The organism is Ruegeria sp. CJ3 (assembly GCF_056536725.1).
This window is the reverse complement of the sequence record NZ_JBQFQE010000010.1, coordinates 41,846-59,800: the sequence shown is the minus strand read 5'-3', so window position 1 is coordinate 59,800 and position 17,955 is coordinate 41,846. Positions and strand designations below refer to the sequence as shown.

The following is a 17,955-nucleotide window of genomic DNA, read 5'->3' as shown; positions in this document are numbered from 1 at the left end:
CATTGAAAACACTGTCGGGCTGGCCCCGCGACAGACGAGGAGTCACCAGATGCAACATGCAACAGCAGATTTGAGGCCCGATCCGCTCAATCCTGACGGGCAGTATCAGGGCTCTCCCCTGCCCGATACCACCAACATTCACGACGGCCACGACCTCTGGGAAGATGAGATGTATCTGTCGATGCGGCGCAGAGCGCGGATTGCCTATGTCATCGGCGGGATCGGCGCACTGATCGGCGTCATGGGCGTTGCGGCCGTTATGGGCCTCGCTCCGCTCAAACAGGTCGTGCCCATCACAATGACTGTCGACAAGCATACCGGCTTGGTCAACGTGGAATCCCGTCTGGGCGATCTGACGCTGGACGATGACGAATATGTCACGCAGGCGTTGTTGTTCCAGTATGCCCGTGATCGGGAAACCTATGACGCGCACGATCAGCGTGAGCGGCTGACCGATGTGTATGGGCGAACCTGTGGCGGGGCCGCCGAGGATCTGGCTGCTCTCTATGATGAGGAAAATCCGAACAGCCCCATGAACATCTACGGCAACTACGGCCGCGTTGATGTCCGTATTCGGTCTGTCACGCTGAACAGCTCAAACTCGGCCACGCTGCGCGTCACGAAAAGCGCGCGCCAACAACAGGGCGCCCCGGTTACGACACGGAATTTCGTAGTCACGATTGGGTACGAGTTCGACCGCACCGGAAACATGACACTGGAAGAGCGTTGGAACAACCCAACCGGCTTTTGTGTCGCCAACTACCGACTGGATGAGGAGGCGCGATAATGCTGCGTTTGATTTGCACTGTGGCTGTGATGCTGGCGCTTGGCGCGGCCTCTGTCTCAGCTGAACAGAAAGGACGGGGCACACGCACGGACGCGCGGGTCCGGACACTTGTGTATCACCCCGACGAGGTCTACAAGATCGATGTTTCGCGGGGATATGCGCTCAGCATTCACCTTCAAGACGATGAACAGATGGTCGATGAGGTTCGGGGCGATCCAAAGACCTGGGACTTTATCCCTCTGACCGCTGGCAACGGCTTTGTCCTGAAGGCCAAACATGCCACCACGCAGGCGAGCAACCTCATTCTGCAAACCAACCTGCGCAGCTATGTATTTCTCCTTCAGGCGCATGAAGCCGGTCCACCTGATAATGTCGGGTTTCTCTATCGGTTCAGCTATCCGGATCAGAAAAAGGGCTTCAAACCGCGACAAGCCGGGAACATCCAGACGGCATTTAACACCACCGGGCGGCCTGCCAATCTCCAATACAGCGCCAGCGGTGACAGGTTGTTGCGACCAGAAGTGGCCTTTGATGATGGGCGCAAGACCTACCTGCGCCTGAAACAGCAAAGCGTGCGGCCTGCTGTCTTTGCCATGGACGCAAAAGGGCGCGAACGTCTGGTCAACTCAACGGATCTGACAGACGGGACCATTGTCGTGACCGGTGTTTATCCGCGCCTTGTCCTGCGCGACGGGCCGTATGTCGTCTGCGTGTTCAACATCCCCCTCTATGAAATCGACCAGAACCGCGACCCGAATAAGCCGCGCAGGGTTTCGTCATCAACGTCACAGCGCAATTCACGTCAAGGTGGGGAGAACCGCTGATGTCTGAGAAAAACAAACTGCTTGAAAACCGCATCGTAGGCTCTGAGGAAGAAAAAAACGGTCTGAACCTGCCCATGATCCTCGGCATCGGTGCCTTGGTTGCCTTTGTTGGCTTGTTCCTCTGGATCAACAGCGGCGGGGATGAAAGCGGCCGACGCGGCAGCATCATTCCCGAGGTCAACCAGACGCCGGATCAGCGTAATCAGGGGGGCACCCTGTTTGGAACCGTGCCAACGGAACCATTGCCCCAGGTTGAACAAGAGCCTGACCCGCGCGTTGCCATTCTGGAGGCTGAGCTGGCGGAATTGCGCGAACTGATTGCAGCTGCACAGACCGAGGCACCCGTTGAAGAAACGGCAACAGAAACCCCTACCCCGGATCTTGATGCAGCGGCCCTCGCGGCGCTGGAAAAACGCACCGAACGGCAAGAACAGGCCCTCGAGGCGTTCCTAAAAAAGCTGGAAGAGGATCGATTAGCGGCGGAACGGCGTCAACGGGAGCTGATTGCGCGGATTCAAGCCAACCGGCCGATTACAGAACCGGGCCAAACGTCTGAACCGGCACAGCAGGGCGATGCGATACAGGATGCCGTTGCGGCTGAAGAAGATCGGTTGACCCAGCCTTTGACCAATAGCCTTGGGCGCAGTGCTGCTGGGGCCGGTGCTGGCGGCGGCTCGAATAACAGCACGGGCAACGACTTCCTCGATGCCGCTGCATCTCGTACCGTCCAGACGTCGCGGGCCACGCAGCTGCAGGATGTCCATCGTCTGATCACACAAGGCACCATGATTCCGGGCGTTCTGGATACAGCAATATCGTCCGATCTTCCCGGTGAACTGAAAGCCACCATAAGCCGGGATGTGTGGTCAGCGGATGCAACCACGATCCTGATACCCAAAGGCTCAACGCTGATTGGTGAATATTCGTCGGATATCTCCCTTGGTCAGCGCCGGGTTCTGGTGGCCTGGAACCGGGTGATGACAACGGACAAGCGCTCCATCATGATCGGGTCACGCGGCGTCGATGGTCTCGGCCGGGCTGGTCTGACGGGCAATGTGCAGCACCACTTTGGCCTCAAGTTTGAAGCGGCGTTCTTCATCTCGATCTTCTCGGGCATATCGAGCTTCGGAAATCGCACTCTGAGCGAGAACGATCTGTCCACCGGCACCGATGGCTTTGCGAATTCCGGTCAGGATGCCTTTGAGGAGTACCTGTCGATCCCGCCGACAATCTGGGTGAATCAGGGCGAGCACATCAACGTGTTCGTATCGCGAGACCTCTATATGTGACCCCTTGAGCGTCATTCCAGGCGGGGCGCAACATGGTTGTGCCCCGCAGCGTTTTCGAACTCTCCACCCCTTAACATTCTTGTCCTGAAGGAGAATGCCATGAGCACCATACAGGCAAAGACCCACCTTCCCTATACGATAGCAGTTGGCGTCCTCAGCATCCCGCTCTGGGCCGCGCTGTTGATAGCCTGGAAGGTGAATGGCGATATTGAAACATGGCGACCTTGGCTCCTGCTCAGCCAGCGCAATAGTCTGCACCAAAAGGATTGGGACCTGGTGCTTTGGGGTGGCATCACCCTCGGGTTGATGACCGGGGCCGGCCTTGCTTATCTCTTCGGCGGCATGGTGTTTGGGGTGACCGCGACTGATGCGCATGGGGATGCACGCTGGGCGACGACCAAAGAGATCCGCGCAGCGCGTCTGATCAGTGATTGGGGCCTGGTGCTGGGCAAACTGGGCAAACCGGAGAAGAAAGCCCCTCACCTGCGCGCCCAAACGGATGACCAGGGCACGGTGCTTGTCTCGGGTCCGCCTCGATCCGGTAAAGGTGTCGGTATCGTTGTCCCCACCCTGCTCGACTACCCAGGCTCTCTCATCGTCTACGATGTGAAAGGCGAGCTTTTTGAAACCACGTCGCGGCGGCGGTTGGCAAAGGGCGACAAGGTGCGGGTCCTATCGCCTTTCGATGTGCAGTTTCCGAATAACCCGGACGGGTCACTTGTCGGCCGATCGCACAGCTTCAACCCGCTGGTTGAGATTGCGGCAATGGGAGATCTGGAAGACCGGCTTGTGCGGATCTCGGAAATCAGCGCCGCGCTGCTCTCGCCCAAAAGTTCAACCGGCGCTGAGGCGTCATTGATGGAAGATGCGCAGGAAATCTTCGAGGCCGCGGCCGCCATCGTCTGCAACGAACCTGAACCGTCGCTCGGCCGGGTTCTTCAGGTGTTGACGCCGGAAGTGGCGGGCGATGATGAGATACCGGATTACAAGGGCATGTTTGCCGCCCTCGCCCCACGCGCGCCAGATCCGGTCTCCAAAGGCGCGATGCTGCGCATGGCCGGCCAAGACAACAAACAGCTGGGGATTTACCTGTCGGTGTTGATGGGCGGGGGGCTGAATGCCTGGCGCAACCCTGCGATCGCGCGCGCGACAAAGGCCAATGACTTCGACTTTGAATCGATGCGTTGGGAACCGCGGACCTGCTACATCTCGATTCCGGAGGCGCACAAGCAGGTGTCGCGGCCTTTGGTGCGTCTGTTCATCCAATGCGCCATCAACGCGCTGCGTCGGCGTCTCATGGCTTCGGGTGAGGATTTCCTACCCGTCCTGTTTCTGATCGATGAGTTTCATTCGTTGGGGAAAATGCAAGGCGTGCTCGATGCTGTGACTACCCTGCCCGGCTATGGTGGTCGCTTGTGTCTGATTGTGCAATCGCCGGCCTCACTGCGTGAACACTATGGACCTGCAGGTGAAGAGATATTGACGGAAAGCTCGCATCTGCATGTTTGGCTGACACCGAATTCCGAAGAGACCAAGAAAAAGCTGTCCAACGCACTTGGCAACAAGACGGTGACGCAAAAATCCGTCTCAGGGCGCAACTGGTCGAAAGAGCCCGGCCGGTCTGAGAGCTGGTCCGAGAAAAGCCGGGCTTTGCTCACCCCCGAAGAAATCGGCCGTCTCGGCAAGGAAGAGGTCATTATCACCGGCAAGGGCATGTTCCCGATCCGCACGAACCGGGTGTCCTACTATAAAGACCATCGATTCAAAGCGCTGAATGACAGTCAGAAGGGCAAGCCCTGGCCGGATGTTCCCGTGGTCAAAGATGGCGTTGTGACCCGATATGATGAGTTCCTGAAGGATGCCGGTTCCTCAAACTCGGCCAATGCCGAAGAACCGGAGCCTGAGCCTGTCGCCAAACCGTCCTTGTCGCAGCGTGCGGCCGTCACTGGACAACGTGTTTTTGATCCGCCTGAGTATAACGGGTATCTTGATCAGGGTGTGGCCGGCTATGGGTATTTCGAAGATCCGCGCGAGGCTGCCGATGCCGGAGAAACAGCCGAAGACCGCCAGCTGACGCAGGCAATCGAAACGGTGAAGGCGCCGAGCTTTGCGGACAACCTCGGCAGCCTCTTGAATCTGGCACCGGTCAACCCAGACAGTGAGCCCGAACTTGCGGATCTGGCACATCGCCTCTCACCTGACGAGCTAGTCAACAGGTTGATGCCTCTGTTTACCGGAGAAAGCGCGCAGCTGGCCTAGTCCGGCTGCTGTTGTTCCATCTCTCCGACATTCTTCAAAAAGAGGCCAAGCCCGATGAAAACGCCGAACAACATGCCTGATAACGACCCGCTCACAACAGCAAAATCCAAACCACGAACCGTCTCAGCAACAGGAACAGAAACACCCAGAGCCGGTAAACTTGTGACACTGTTCGTCAATGACGGCGAGCGGGAACAGGTTCACTTCTTCTCGCCAGAGGACGCGATGGAGGTTGCCAATCTGTTGAACGAGACGGCAGTGGCAGTGCTGGAAGGCAGTCGCAGGGTCGATCCAAACGTGAGAATTCCGATACCAGTTAGTGACAGATAGGCTTAATGGGGCCGATTCCGGTAGGGGGCAGGATTGTATCATAAGGGATGAGGGGTAAGCCCGAAAACCTTCTTAGGTGAAGGGTGGCTTGCGTTCTCGGGTGGCGGGTTGCTGTGCCACATCAGTGGTAGAATCTGTTCAATATAGACGGCTACACGATCAAGCTGATGCCTCATCGGCCCACGCTTTTTGGCAAACGGAGCACGTTCGAATCAACTGATTACACAAGTAAGAAAAGACCCAACCGCACTATATAGATAGAGGTGATTTTGTAGGCGGATACTTGCTGGTGGGCATGTAAAATTTGCGGTCTGCCCGCGCGCGCACGCAACTATCACTTTGATACTTTAGGGAATTCCAAACTCCCATCACTTGAGGTTACTCTAGGTTGCGCGGTTTGGAAATGGCGCTATCTTAGGGTTAGCAAAACAATTTTTTTGCTGACCACATTTTAGCCAAGAAAGGTACTACGTGATGTCTGATTCACTTTATCGCTCAGAGCTGACCGGAGAAGACTTGGAGCAGTCTCTATCCACGCTGACAGGGAAGCTTGCAGCCCTCAAGGAAGACCTGGGGGAAGAAGAGCGGGCCGTTTTCGATGAAATTATCAATTCAGCCGCAGGGCATCTTTCCAATCTTCAGCACGATGCCAATGTCGAGGAAAAGCTTGCGTATGTGAAGCCAATTTCTGCGGCGGCTACTTCGAAAATCCGCAGCGAAATATTGGCGTTACCGAAGGCGCTGAATATACGGTAATCTAAAAACGACGAAGCAACGCGATATTATTGCGTTGCTTCTACAAATATACCAGATTCATTAAAAGGCCCAATATGTGTTTAGAGGCAAAACTTTCAGATCTGTCAAATAATCTTTCTAATGAGGATCGAGAACACTACAAGCTGCTGCTGTCGCTTGCATGCGGTGGATTTCTTTCTAGCTCTGACACCGCCGAGAATACTGCTAGCTCCGGCGCCTACAAAGCATCATTAGCTGCCATTTCAAACTTGCAGCCAAATAGAAAAGAAATGAGACCTGATGGAATAATATACCGAGGTCGCCCCGAATTTATGACCGACGAACTTCTGGATATGCTTGATGCCGAGTCGCGTCATTTATACCCCGAGTCCGAACGATTTACAGACCACCTTGTATCAACCGGCCAGAAAGCGGCAAAATTGGTTGCTTTTTCTGAGCAACTTAGGGATCTGGTGTCTGACGGGGCTGGCGCGGTGGTGCCCACCGGCAAGACAAACTATCTGTACTACGACACTGAAGGTATGGGGATTGAACCCCATATTGATAACCACGAATTCCCGCTCAACACCATTTTGATGTTGGACCATAAACATATAGATCAACCGTCCTGCCTGGTGCTTTATCCCAAAGACCGAGAACCAATTCGGCTTGACCTGAAGCGCGGCGAGCTAATAATTTTTTACGCCGATAGCGTGATGCATGCTCGCGAGAAAATGAAGAAAAACGAAATCGTTAGAATCGTGGCTTTCGGATTCAAACCAGTTTGAACACGACCACAGATCGACTTTTGCTCGGAGATTACAAAATGTCACAAAGTATTACTGCTAAACTGCTGGATTTCAACAATACACTTGATGAGGGAGAGCGAGCTAACTATAAGATGCTGTTGGGCTTGGCTGCCGGTGGTTTGGCTCCAGACAGCGCTGTCGCCGACGAAGTGGAAAACCGTGCGGTTTTTGATATAGTTGGAAATTGCATAACGGGCCTCCAGCCATACAGCCACCGGATATCAAGGAATGGCGTAGCTTGGCTTGGGCGCCCAGATTTCATAACCGACGACTTGCTTAACTCACTACAAGCAGAAGCAAGGGAAACCCGCCAATCAGCCCGAGACAACACGGACCATTTCCTTGGTTACGGTGGTGAAATTGCGAACACTCTAGCTTTGTCAGAAGCACTTCAAGAATTTGTTCGCACCTACGCGGGGGATGTTCAACCCACTGGCATTGCGAGTTATATTTTCTATGATCGAACAGGTCAGGGTATCGCGCCGCATATCGACACTGACATTTTTTCGCTCAATGTTTTGCTAATGTTGGAGCATACTCGCGTTGATACTTCTTGCTCGCATCTTGTGCTCTATCCTAGTGAGGCGAGTCCAGAGCGCTTTGACCTCAATCCCGGCGACATTATCATCATGTTCGCTGGTAGCATAACCCACGGTCGCGAACCAATCGCGAAAAACGAAGCTGTCACCATCCTCACTTTCGGCTTCCATCCGCTCGGTTGATCGGATCATGCATAGAATAAGTTTGGGTTTGCATCTCGGCCACAATGCATCCTGTGCGTTGGTTGTCGATGGAGAATTGCGCAGCGCAGTGCAGCAAGAGCGCCTATCGCGTAAAAAGCACGATGGTCGCGCTGTTTTGAACTCCAGCATTCCGATATCAGAATGTGTCGCATCTGCGGGATTACAGATGACAGACGTGACAGATATTGTCATTTGCATACAATCTGCTGCTCCCGGTGGCGTGGGAATGCACTTACCTCTGATCGACGACAGTTTCGAGGCATTTTCCCTACAAGATCCTCGCTTGCAGTTTATCTCACACCATCTTGCTCATGCGGTTTCGAGCTTTGGGTGCTCTGGATTTGACAATGCAACTGTCTTGGTTCTTGATCGTGCAGGTTCTTCCACCTACGACGGGTTAGATTTTGCACTCGGAATGGAAGCTTTTAGCGCCCGCTTATCGACCCAGGCAGCACTGTCAGAGTTGAAGACTGAATGCATGTCAATCTACAGGATTGACGGAAACGGCCCACAATTGTTAGAGCGCGAATTCACGAAACCCCATCCCGCACCGGAGATCTTTGTCGATAGCGTTTCCAGTATGTACGATAATGTTGCACGCTTCGTTTTTGGATCAGAGAATGCTCACGGTCAATTAATGGCCCTTGCTTCGCTGACAAATGGTCACCAACAATCCGGTCAAGACAGTATTGTTCCTCTGGTAGTAGATAAGGAAGATCGCGTCACTTTCTACAATGATTGGCAAGCGCTGCTGCAAGTTTCCAACGACCCGCTTGCACACATTGGGCTAGCACAATGCGTTCAGGACGCACTCGAACGGGCCTGTCTCGCGTATGCGCGGCGCGCACAACATCATGATTTATCGCGAAACTTTACAGTTGCGGGCGGTACATTTCTTAATATTTTGGTGAATTCAAAGATTGGCGCCAGTCAACTCTTTGACCAATATTTTTTTCCCAGTGCCCCGCACGATGCGGGAATCTCTGTAGGTTGTGCCTTCTACGGTCAATCCATTTGGTCGTCTCCAAATCAACTCTATAGAGTGAATCCTGTCTCTGACCGGTTAGGTCCTGATTGTGCGGATCAGAACCCTAATGCAGCCGTGCGTCTACATTCTCCCTTCATTAAGTCCATTGGGAAGATGAAAGCAGTAGAAATAGCCAAGCGGTTACAAAACGGGGCTGTGATAGCCCGCTGTTCCGGGCGTTCTGAGTTTGGCCCGCGTGCACTTGGTGGCCGTAGCCTGCTCGCGTCACCTCTTCTCTCATCATCGAAAACACGGCTCAATCTGATAAAGGAAAGACAAGACTGGCGACCAGTTGCTCCGATAATCCATGCAAGCGCAGTCAAAAAGTTTCTTAAAGGACCGACCATCAGCCCATATATGAACTTCGTCCACCATATTCATACCGAGCATCAAGACGCATTACCGGCGCTGTATCATCCCGATAGTTCAACCCGCGCGCAAACATTGGACCAGAAGGAAGATCCATTTTTGCATGAGATCATTGGCGCGTTTGGCGACCTAACAGGTTATCCAATTTTAGTTAACACTTCGTTGAACGGACGAGGTGAACCGATTCTGCAAACCTATGAGCAGGCGATACATTTCTTTCGAGAAAAAGATGATATAGATGTTCTATTGCTCGATGACATGGCCTACGAGCGAAATTTGAATCCCTTCCTTGATGAAGCCACGACACAACGCACGATTCAAGTTACCCCTGGCACTATTGTTTCCACCGCCTACGGAGCGGCAGGGAAACGAATGTTCGTAGTGATTAACCACCACCGATCTCTTCCGCTATCTCGGGACATTGCAGTCGAGTTTCTTGAACTTTCAAGCCCCGTACAACTCTCAGATTTTCTCAGAAGGTTTAATCAGAATTTGAAACAGGGCAAAGAAGCCGTAATCCGAGCATTTGATCTTGGCATGCTCGAATTCTGCCCATCGCAATAAAATGACAGAATTTCCCCCACTAATTCTGGAACCTCTCAAGATAAGCCATGCGGAAGTTATGTTTGCCGGGTTAAACGACCCGGAACTATATACTTATATCGACGATACTCCACCAGATAGTTTATTGGAGTTGCGCAAAATATATCAGCGACGCGCCCTAGGGTGTTCACCAGACGGGCACCAACTTTGGCTAAATTGGATGATCTTTGCCCCGACGATGAAACAATATCTCGGATACGTCCAAGCAACGATTTACAAGGATTCCCACCAGGCGCAGATCGCATATGTTGTGTTTAAAAAATTCTGGTGCATGGGTATAGGGAAGCGTTCGGTCGAAATGATGATTGATCGGCTCAAGCTGGATCATGGCATTCAAGAGTTGCGGTCCACTGTGGATATTAACAATCAGGCGTCAATTGCATTGATGCGGAAACTAAACTTTTTGCCGATCGACAACACGACGATGGGCGACATCATTTTTGCAGCGTCAATCGAAAACGGGCGATCAAGTGTGTAGTCGTATCTTTCGCAACAGTTCAGACATTGAATCTGTGGACTCAATAAGACCTGGTAATTGGTTTCACCTCCTGTGGCTATCACAATCAACTGCGCTGCTTGGCAGCGAGATTACTATTATTGCAATTCCGCTTTTAGCTGTTCTTCAACTCAATGCTACGCCTAGCAGCATGGGTGTGCTGATTGCTGCTGAATTCCTCCCGATGGTAGCGCTCGGTCTGTTTGTCGGCGTAGCAATAGACCGTATCGGTGCTTGGAAGGTGCTGATCTTGACCGGAATTTTGTGCACGACGATTCTGGTTACGACAACCATCTTCTCCGCATTTGACTTTTTGTCATTGCACTTACTCATTGCCTTAGTTGCATTATTTGGAGCCGCAAAATCTTTCCATGCGATGGCTCTAACGCCTTTTGTTCAGCAGACTGTCGCGCGAGAGCATCTTGTAGATGCAAATGGCAAATTCGGGATTTCACGCGCCTTCGCAGAAGTTGGCGGCGTTCCGTTGTCCGGGTTCCTCGTACAACTACTTTCAGCTGCGGGTGCCGTGCTTGTGGGTGCAGCAAGTTATTTGGTTTCTATTTTTGCGCTTTGGGGATTGCGGTCAAAACAACGCAAACAGCCGAAGATAGAACATACATCTGTATTTCTCGAAATCCATCAGGGTATCATGGAGGTACTGAGGCATCCAATTCGTCGGTATATACTTTTCTCGGCTGCTATTTGGAATTTCTTCTACGCGGCAATGATGGCTGTTTATATTTTTTATTTGTCAAATACGCTCGGAATAAAGCCGCTCGATATCGGTATCGTTCTTTTTCCAGGCGGGATTGGCGTATTGCTTGCCGGAATGACGTTGAAAACTGTAAGCTCACGGTTGGGATTAGGGATGACCGCAGTGTACGGTATATGCTGTACGGCTGCTTGGGCCGCCTTGGTCGCGGTGTCTAGCTATACTGATGTTTGGATATCCTCTATTTTGATGTTAGCGAGTTTTTGTTTCGGCTTGGGTCAAGGCATATTCAATGGTGCTAGCATCAGTATTATGCAGATTGTTACGCCAACTGAATTAATGGGCCGTGTCACCTCCAGTTCTTCAGTGTTTCATAGTATGGCACTACCGTTTGGTGCGTTGGTCGGAGGATGGCTTGGCGAAAACGCGGGTGTGGAGTTCACCACTTGGTTTGCCGCTTTTGGGATAACGGTCTCGGCAATATTGTTGGCTCTTTCTCCAGCGGGACGTTTCCAAGCAGAACCGATAACGCAGGAGAACTCATAATGCTACTCGGAAAATATCTTCTTGCACTCCCCAGCATTCGTCATTGCCCACTTGGCGGCACACTAATACTAATTGTAGATCACTCCTCCGAAGGCTCAGTCGGTCTTGTCGTCAATCGTAGCACCGTACGGACGCTTTCCGAGGTTTTTGGGAATGTTAATTTCGGCGATTCAACTCTTGCAACGCAAACGGTGCTAGATGGCGGCCCTACCGAGCCGCAATCTGGTTACGTTCTTCATAAAGCGGGGTCGCAATGCTGGAACCACAGTGTTCGTGTTACCGACGACACCCAGCTAACGCTGTCAGGTGATATTTTAGAGGCCGTTGCAGCAGGAACTGGCCCGAAGAACTGTCTGTTCTTTGCGGGATGCGCCAGCTGGGCTCCAGGTCAACTTGAACAGGAACTCCAAAGCGATGCTTGGTTAACTCTGCCGTTTGATGCTGAAATACTCTTCGCGACCCCTACATCGCAACGGATGAGCGCGATATGCAATAAGGCTGACATTGCTCCCGATAGTTGGCAAATGGGAAAAGCCGTTCATATCGACCCAAAGCGGAAAACTCACCATTGAGGACTCGTGTCATTTTTCGCGACTGTATTACTAGATCAAACAAAGGGCGTCATTTGGCGGCTTTTGGAGGCTACTACTGGCTTCCGCTAATCTTGCCGGATGCTCGGCGCATTCGCCTGCTCTGAACCCCGATTTTCCGGCCATTTTTGATTAGAGTTTTCCGCAACGAGTCCCTGGCTGGGAGAAGGAGCGGAAGCGATGAAAGCAGCGAGGGACTCGTTGCGGAAAACTCTATGCCCAGGTGGCAGAAGGTTGGGTAGCAGAGCACTCAAACTCAAGGACTCTCCGCAAGGTGGAGGAAACCTGGGGCTCAGGTCACGATGTTTGCCCTGTCATCGTGACCTTTCTGCCAAGACTAATAAATTCCGAATTATCCTTAGAAGAAAAACTTAGATCGGGATGGCAATTAAGCAAATAGAAAATATTCCAAATACAGGTAGACACTGATATGTAGGCAGGATGAAACTCTTCTTATTCATTTGATTGCTGTTCGATACTAATTTGTACTTGAGGCTCTATTGCTGGCTTTGCCAAATAGTTTCAAATAATTTTTAATATCGACCCTTTGAATTCCAACGGTGTCTAACGTCATTTGCAGGTTATATCTAAGGAGCAGATTTTCATGGAGGATCTAGACTTATGAGGCTCGCTCTTCTTAATCCGGATACACTTTTGCCCACGGAAGAATATTCTTCTGATCGACTGCGAGTCGTATCAGAGATGATCAGGATCGCTGGCGAATGGACCGTACCTATCCTGGTGGAAAGCTCTACCAGAGTAGTTATGGACGGCCACCATCGTCTGGCTTCAGCGTTGCAAGCGCGCTTTGCTCGAGTTCCATGTCTATTAGTTAACTATTATACAGATGTACGCCTTGAGGCATGGCAAGATGGCGGTCCAATAAACCCGCAAGAAGTCGTTGCCCGAGGCTTATCGGGCCAACTCTTTCCTCCGAAGTCTACCCGCCACATCTTGCGACGAGAGATGCCTGCAATTCGCCCGTGGCCCTTGGAAATGCTAGCGTCATAACTTCGGTAACGGAGCTATTCCAGTCAAGTTCTTTGCCAAATCGCCCGGCCCGCATGGTTGGAGTGTCCAAATCATCTCCGGATCGAAGCAGATCGAAAGGGCCCCGAAATGCTTTAACTCCTAACTGAGAAGTCGTGGTCTTGTACCTTTTAGGAACCATGTGCTCATGCCTGCCAGATATCGCGCTGGATTCGCACAATAAATTCCACTGGATGATTAGGCAACAAAACTCTCCAAAGCATGGACACTAGACTTTCACCGCTTCTGTTAACCATTTGCAGAATAGCTCTACCTCCCGACGTGGAGGACCGTTTCGGTGGATCGAGTAGATACCCAGTTGGACTTCTTTCGAGGAGGGCAAAGCCACCAAAGCACCAAGCTTTACGTCATCTCTGACCATAAACTCTGGTGCTAAGACCATCCCAATACCGGCCGAAGCAGCGCGCAGCGCTGCGTCGTCTAAATCAAACTGGCCCACAAAGTTTAGCTCCATCTCTTCGGAATAGCTTTGCTGCAACCAAAGATGCCAATCCCAATTTCCGCTGGAACTTTGAATTGCTGGCACACTCTCCACCGAGCAATCGGCACCTAACCCCTTCAACATATTAGGAGACAAATATGGTCGGCACGCATCCAACAATAATACGTCGGCGTGTTTGGGCATGGCGGTAATCGAATGATAAGCGATACAGACGTCGCAGCGGTCGGAAAAATTCAATCCTATGCTAGTAGTTGTTTCGACACTTATCCGCATATCGGGCTGGACTCTTCGGAAGTCCTGAAGCCTTGGAATCAACCATCTCGTCGCGAAAGTAACCGGAGCTTGAACCATAATTTCAGAGTGACCGGGCAACGCAGATTTCACGGCTTGTTCTAGTTTGTGAAGCTCGGGCGCAGCGTGACTCACAAGCCTGTCGCCAACATCGGTCAAATCGATAGCGTTGTTTTTTCTGATCACAAGTTGAACACCCATCGCCGCTTCAAGTCCTTTGACCTGATGGCTTACAGCCCCAGCTGTGACACCAAGCTCAGCCGCTGCCAGTTTGATGCTTCTATGTCTCGCGGCAGTTAGAAACACTCTGACCGCATTCAATGAGATACGTCCAATGTCGGGCATCAATTTTCCTCATTCAAAGTCAAAAAAACTCGTTTGCTTATGGCATTTTATAATGGCTTTCTTGCCCTAACCAGTTTATCAGGGCCAACTAAATTGAGTAAGATCAACTATCTTCCTGCGATACTTTGGGTGCTATTGAGCACTTTCCTTTGGTCACTGATTTACGCGGCGGCAAAGTTCGCTGACGGCATGATCGGCACTTTCCAAATTACCTTTCTACGATACATTGGTGCATTCGCAACTGTCGCACTAGTTGCTCACCTTAATGGCGGTCTCTCTACATACAAAAGTGACCAAGTATTCACCCACTTTTTGCGAGCATTGTCGGGTTCTGCTGCAGCCGTTGCCATAACTTGGTCCTCCGCTCATATGGATATAGCCGACGCAACTGCGTTCGGGATGTTGTACGGTGTGCTGGTCGTTATTCTAGGCGCGCTCTTTCTGCAAGAGCATGTTGGCCCACGCATTTGGCTCGCCATAATTCTCTCTTTGGCTGGCGCTCTTCTAATCGTTCTGCAAAGAGGAGCTTTCCAAAGTACCCTCCCCTTTTGGCCGTCTATAGCTGCTTTCGGAAGCGCATTACTCTTTGCTGTCGAAGGATTGTTAATCCGGATTTTGGGTCAGGCAGAAAAAGCGCTAAGCGTCATGCTCTATGTTTGCTTCTTCGGAATTGCGCTAATGTGCATCCCATCTTTCCTGAGCTGGCAACCCATAACGATTTATCAGCTTCTATTTTGCATATTTCTCGGCCCAGTCGCGATCATCGCTCAGTATACGACGATAATAGGATATCGCTCCGCCCCTCTGTCAGTGGTTGGGCCGGTAGATTATTCCTGGATTGTTTTTGCAGTGTTGATTGGGGCTGTATTCTTTGGAGAGGAGCCGGGGTTAGCAACTTTAGTGGGCGGAATTTTGATATTGGCCGGCGGTGTATCACTAAGCCAAAAGACCACCATACAGCCCGCTAGAGCACGCTAAATATGAAAACATTAAAATGTAAACTTACTTTGTAATTTTCTAAATAAAAAATCAACTTCACGTTGTATTTTGAGTGTCCTGGTTACTAACAATAAGGAAATGACTGACCAATCATAATTAGGTGATAATATGAGCGACTCATTGGCGTCAGAATCTGAAGTCAGATATTATTCCAGAGTGTTTCCGGAAATATTCGACACGGCCTGCGGCCCGTTTTTGAAGTGTAAAGACGGAAGACAGTACTTCGACTTTCTAAGCGGATGTGGCGCTTTAAATTACGGCCACAACCCAAACTTCTTAAAATCGAAGCTGATAGAATACATACAAAACGACGGCGTTGCGATGTCGCTTGATATGGCCACCGTTGCAAGACGAGACTTCATGGATGCATTCCACGAACACATACTCAAACCCCGGAACCTCAACTACAAGATGATGTTTCCAGGACCAACCGGAGCGAGCGCAGTTGAAGCTGCATTGAGAATCGCGCGCAACGTAACACAAAGACCAAACATCATTGCATTTACCAACGCGTTCCACGGCTGCACAGCGGGTGCGCTATCCTTAACAGGAAGTAGTCACCATAGAGGAAGCTGGGCCGGGTTGAACGCCAGTGTTACGCGAATGCCGTTCGACGGTTATCTGGGCCAAGACATTGACACTGCTTTTGCGCTTCGAAAACTCCTCAACGACCCTTCGTCGGGCGTCGATCTACCCGCAGCGATAGTTCTTGAAACAGTGCAAGCAGAAGGTGGTATTAACTGCGCATCTCTGGAATGGTTAAGGTCTATTGCCGAACTGTCAGTAGACATAGGGGCCCTCCTGATAGTCGATGATATTCAGGTGGGGTGCGGGCGAACCGGAAATTTTTTCTCTTTCGAGGAAGCGGGCCTAAAGCCAGACATTGTTACGCTTTCAAAGTCCCTCTCCGGGTTCGGCCTACCTTTGTCGATGGTTCTAGTACGACCCGAGTTCGATGTTCTTAAACCGGGCGAACACAATGGAACATTTCGAGGGAACTCACATGCATTTATAACCGCAAGAGCCGCGATAGATGAGTTTTGGCGTACAGCCGATTTTTCAACTGCAATTGAAAACAAGTCTTTGCTCCTGAAGGGTCATCTGGAAAAGATCGCAACTCGGTTTAATATGTCTGTAGTTGGGAAAGGGCTTATCCAGGGTCTCAAAACCGGCAATCCCGGTTTCGCGAAAAAAATGCAACATAATTGCTTTCAAGACGGTCTTTTACTGGAGCTATGTGGGCCGAAAGACGATGTTATAAAAATCCTTCCACCGCTGACGATTAGCGCCCAACAAATGGCGGACGGTATTTCAATTGTTGAAACCGTCTTGGGCGAAGCCTTGGAGGCAGTCCATTGAAGTTTCGGCCACTGATGAACTCAGAGGCGGCTTTTTTGTTATCGCAACCTGGAAGTGACTTGTTGCGTTCTGTCTCAAGCCGTCTCGGTAGGAGCTTTCACATTTTGTTTCCTGACACATTCGCCGGAAACATCAAGAGGCACAAAGAGGCGTTATGCAATGCCGGTAGTAAATCTCTCCTATGCTATGCTTTGAAAGTGAACAAAGCGCCCATCTTTGTGCGCGAATGTGCAAAAGCAGGCATAGGTGCTGACGTTTCAAGCCTAGAGGAACTGGACATAGCTCTAGAGGCTGGAATTTCCGGGTCGAGAATTTTGGTTAGCGGAGCGTACAAATCTAAACCGCTGGTGAAAAAAGCAGCTAGTTGTATGGCCACGATCTCTCTCGATTCTCCTTCCGAGATTTCCTTCATTAAGGAGGTCTTGAAGAGCGTCGATTGCACCTCTCTTGACGTGCTTATCAGACTTAGCGGGCCTAAAAATGCCAGATCTAGATTTGGGTTTGTTGAGAAGGATGTCCCTTCCGCAGTCAACGCATGTCTTAATGGGCCTTTGCGACTGAGAGGCTTTCATTTCCATCTCTTCTCGCCCGACAGTTCCAGTCGAACAAAGATGATTTTGAACTGCCTAGGGTACATCAAACGCTGGCGCTCAGAGCACTCACACATGGACACCATTGATATCGGTGGTGGTTTTCCATGTTCCTATTTGCCCGAGGCAACATGGTCTGATTTCAAGAACCTCTCTGACCAAGAAAAAGCGGGGCTTTATCATGAACGGCGCGTAGCTTCGGAATACTATGAGCATTGGACACGGTGCCCCGGTCACTTGTTTCTGTCTAAAATCCTTGAACGTGGTGATGGTCAGCCCAGCAGTCTTTGCGACACCTTGAGGACGAATGGCATCCGCGTCATCGCTGAACCGGGTCGTTCATTATTAGATCAGGCAGGAGTAAGTGTCTTTCAGGTAAACGGCGTGAAGCAGTGCAGTGACCGTGAGCCCATTGTTGTGGTTGACGGAAATAGCTTGAGCTTCTGTAGCCGATGGTTCGGCATGGATTTTCTAGTTGATCCCTACCTTATCCCCCAAACGTCAGATAGCGACGAAGTTGTCCTACGCGCGCACGTTATGGGTTCCACGTGCAGTCAAACAGACGCCTTTTCGTGGCGGCGCATTGAATTCCCCCAAACCCCTAAGCACGGTGATCTCCTTCTGTATGCCAATACGGCCGCTTATGAAATGGATTTCATCGAGTCCAACCTACACCAACAAGCCTCTCCTCCAAGAGTAGTCATTCGAAACAATCAAATTGAAGAATCCTAACACGCTGTTGAAAAAGAAAGGTTTTGAC

The 17,955-nt window shown here is 51.1% G+C and carries 16 protein-coding genes; 15 read left to right on the top strand and 1 reads right to left on the bottom strand.

Annotation, left to right across the window (positions count from 1 at the left end; translation table 11 throughout):
• Positions 1-49: 49 nt before the first annotated feature.
• From ACR0J1_RS16360 to ACR0J1_RS16305, 12 genes are all read left to right on the top strand, one after another.
• Positions 50-787 (top strand): VirB8 family type IV secretion system protein, encoded by a 738-nt coding sequence (locus ACR0J1_RS16360; RefSeq protein ID WP_480733601.1) that lies wholly within the window; start codon positions 50-52, stop codon positions 785-787.
• Positions 787-1,611 carry a TrbG/VirB9 family P-type conjugative transfer protein gene (locus ACR0J1_RS16355; protein WP_480734669.1) on the top strand — a complete coding sequence of 275 codons (825 nt, stop codon included), beginning with the start codon at positions 787-789 and terminating at the stop codon, positions 1,609-1,611. The genes ACR0J1_RS16360 and ACR0J1_RS16355 overlap by 1 nt, the downstream gene beginning before the upstream one ends.
• A complete protein-coding gene (locus ACR0J1_RS16350) occupies positions 1,611-2,900 on the top strand; it encodes a TraB/TrbI/VirB10 family type IV secretion system protein (protein ID WP_480733603.1) in 1,290 nt (429 codons plus the stop codon). Before ACR0J1_RS16355 ends, ACR0J1_RS16350 begins: the two co-directional genes overlap by 1 nt.
• Positions 2,901-2,936: 36 nt before the next feature.
• Positions 2,937-5,159: a type IV secretory system conjugative DNA transfer family protein gene (locus tag ACR0J1_RS16345; RefSeq protein WP_480733604.1), complete on the top strand. Its 2,223-nt coding sequence runs from the start codon at positions 2,937-2,939 to the stop codon at positions 5,157-5,159.
• 54 nt (positions 5,160-5,213) lie between these two features.
• On the top strand, positions 5,214-5,489 hold the full coding sequence (locus ACR0J1_RS16340; RefSeq protein WP_480733605.1) for a hypothetical protein: 276 nt from the start codon (positions 5,214-5,216) through the stop codon (positions 5,487-5,489).
• Positions 5,490-5,963: 474 nt separating this feature from the next.
• Positions 5,964-6,245 carry a hypothetical protein gene (locus tag ACR0J1_RS16335; protein ID WP_480733606.1) on the top strand — a complete coding sequence of 94 codons (282 nt, stop codon included), beginning with the start codon at positions 5,964-5,966 and terminating at the stop codon, positions 6,243-6,245.
• 74 nt (positions 6,246-6,319) lie between these two features.
• Entirely contained in the window at positions 6,320-7,012 is a 693-nt protein-coding gene (locus tag ACR0J1_RS16330) for a hypothetical protein (RefSeq protein ID WP_480733607.1), read from the top strand.
• Positions 7,013-7,050: 38 nt separating this feature from the next.
• Complete coding sequence (locus ACR0J1_RS16325; protein ID WP_480733608.1) at positions 7,051-7,755, top strand: hypothetical protein; 705 nt, start codon at positions 7,051-7,053, stop codon at positions 7,753-7,755.
• Between the two features lie 7 nt (positions 7,756-7,762).
• The gene (locus ACR0J1_RS16320; protein ID WP_480734550.1) at positions 7,763-9,736 is read left to right on the top strand and encodes a carbamoyltransferase C-terminal domain-containing protein; all 1,974 of its coding nucleotides are present in this window, start codon (positions 7,763-7,765) and stop codon (positions 9,734-9,736) included.
• 1 nt (position 9,737) lies between these two features.
• Positions 9,738-10,253, top strand: coding sequence for a GNAT family N-acetyltransferase (locus ACR0J1_RS16315; RefSeq protein ID WP_480733610.1), 516 nt, complete (start codon positions 9,738-9,740; stop codon positions 10,251-10,253).
• Positions 10,216-11,529 (top strand): MFS transporter, encoded by a 1,314-nt coding sequence (locus ACR0J1_RS16310; protein ID WP_480734668.1) that lies wholly within the window; start codon positions 10,216-10,218, stop codon positions 11,527-11,529. The genes ACR0J1_RS16315 and ACR0J1_RS16310 overlap by 38 nt, the downstream gene beginning before the upstream one ends.
• The gene (locus ACR0J1_RS16305) at positions 11,529-12,101 is read left to right on the top strand and encodes a YqgE/AlgH family protein (protein ID WP_480733612.1); all 573 of its coding nucleotides are present in this window, start codon (positions 11,529-11,531) and stop codon (positions 12,099-12,101) included. Before ACR0J1_RS16310 ends, ACR0J1_RS16305 begins: the two co-directional genes overlap by 1 nt.
• 1,276 nt (positions 12,102-13,377) lie before the next feature.
• Here the strand turns inward: ACR0J1_RS16305 and ACR0J1_RS16300 are convergent.
• Positions 13,378-14,247 (bottom strand): LysR substrate-binding domain-containing protein, encoded by an 870-nt coding sequence (locus tag ACR0J1_RS16300; RefSeq protein ID WP_480733613.1) that lies wholly within the window; start codon positions 14,245-14,247, stop codon positions 13,378-13,380.
• Between the two features lie 93 nt (positions 14,248-14,340).
• Here ACR0J1_RS16300 and ACR0J1_RS16295 point away from each other — a divergent pair, with 93 nt between their 5' ends.
• From ACR0J1_RS16295 to ACR0J1_RS16285, 3 genes are all read left to right on the top strand, one after another.
• Positions 14,341-15,225, top strand: a complete 885-nt coding sequence (locus ACR0J1_RS16295; RefSeq protein WP_480733614.1) for a DMT family transporter — start codon at positions 14,341-14,343, stop codon at positions 15,223-15,225.
• Positions 15,226-15,354: 129 nt separating this feature from the next.
• The gene (gene ectB / locus ACR0J1_RS16290; protein WP_480733615.1) at positions 15,355-16,605 is read left to right on the top strand and encodes a diaminobutyrate--2-oxoglutarate transaminase; all 1,251 of its coding nucleotides are present in this window, start codon (positions 15,355-15,357) and stop codon (positions 16,603-16,605) included.
• A 14-nt stretch (positions 16,606-16,619) separates the two neighbouring features.
• On the top strand, positions 16,620-17,927 hold the full coding sequence (locus ACR0J1_RS16285) for a type III PLP-dependent enzyme domain-containing protein (RefSeq protein ID WP_480733686.1): 1,308 nt from the start codon (positions 16,620-16,622) through the stop codon (positions 17,925-17,927).
• Positions 17,928-17,955 lie beyond the last annotated feature (28 nt).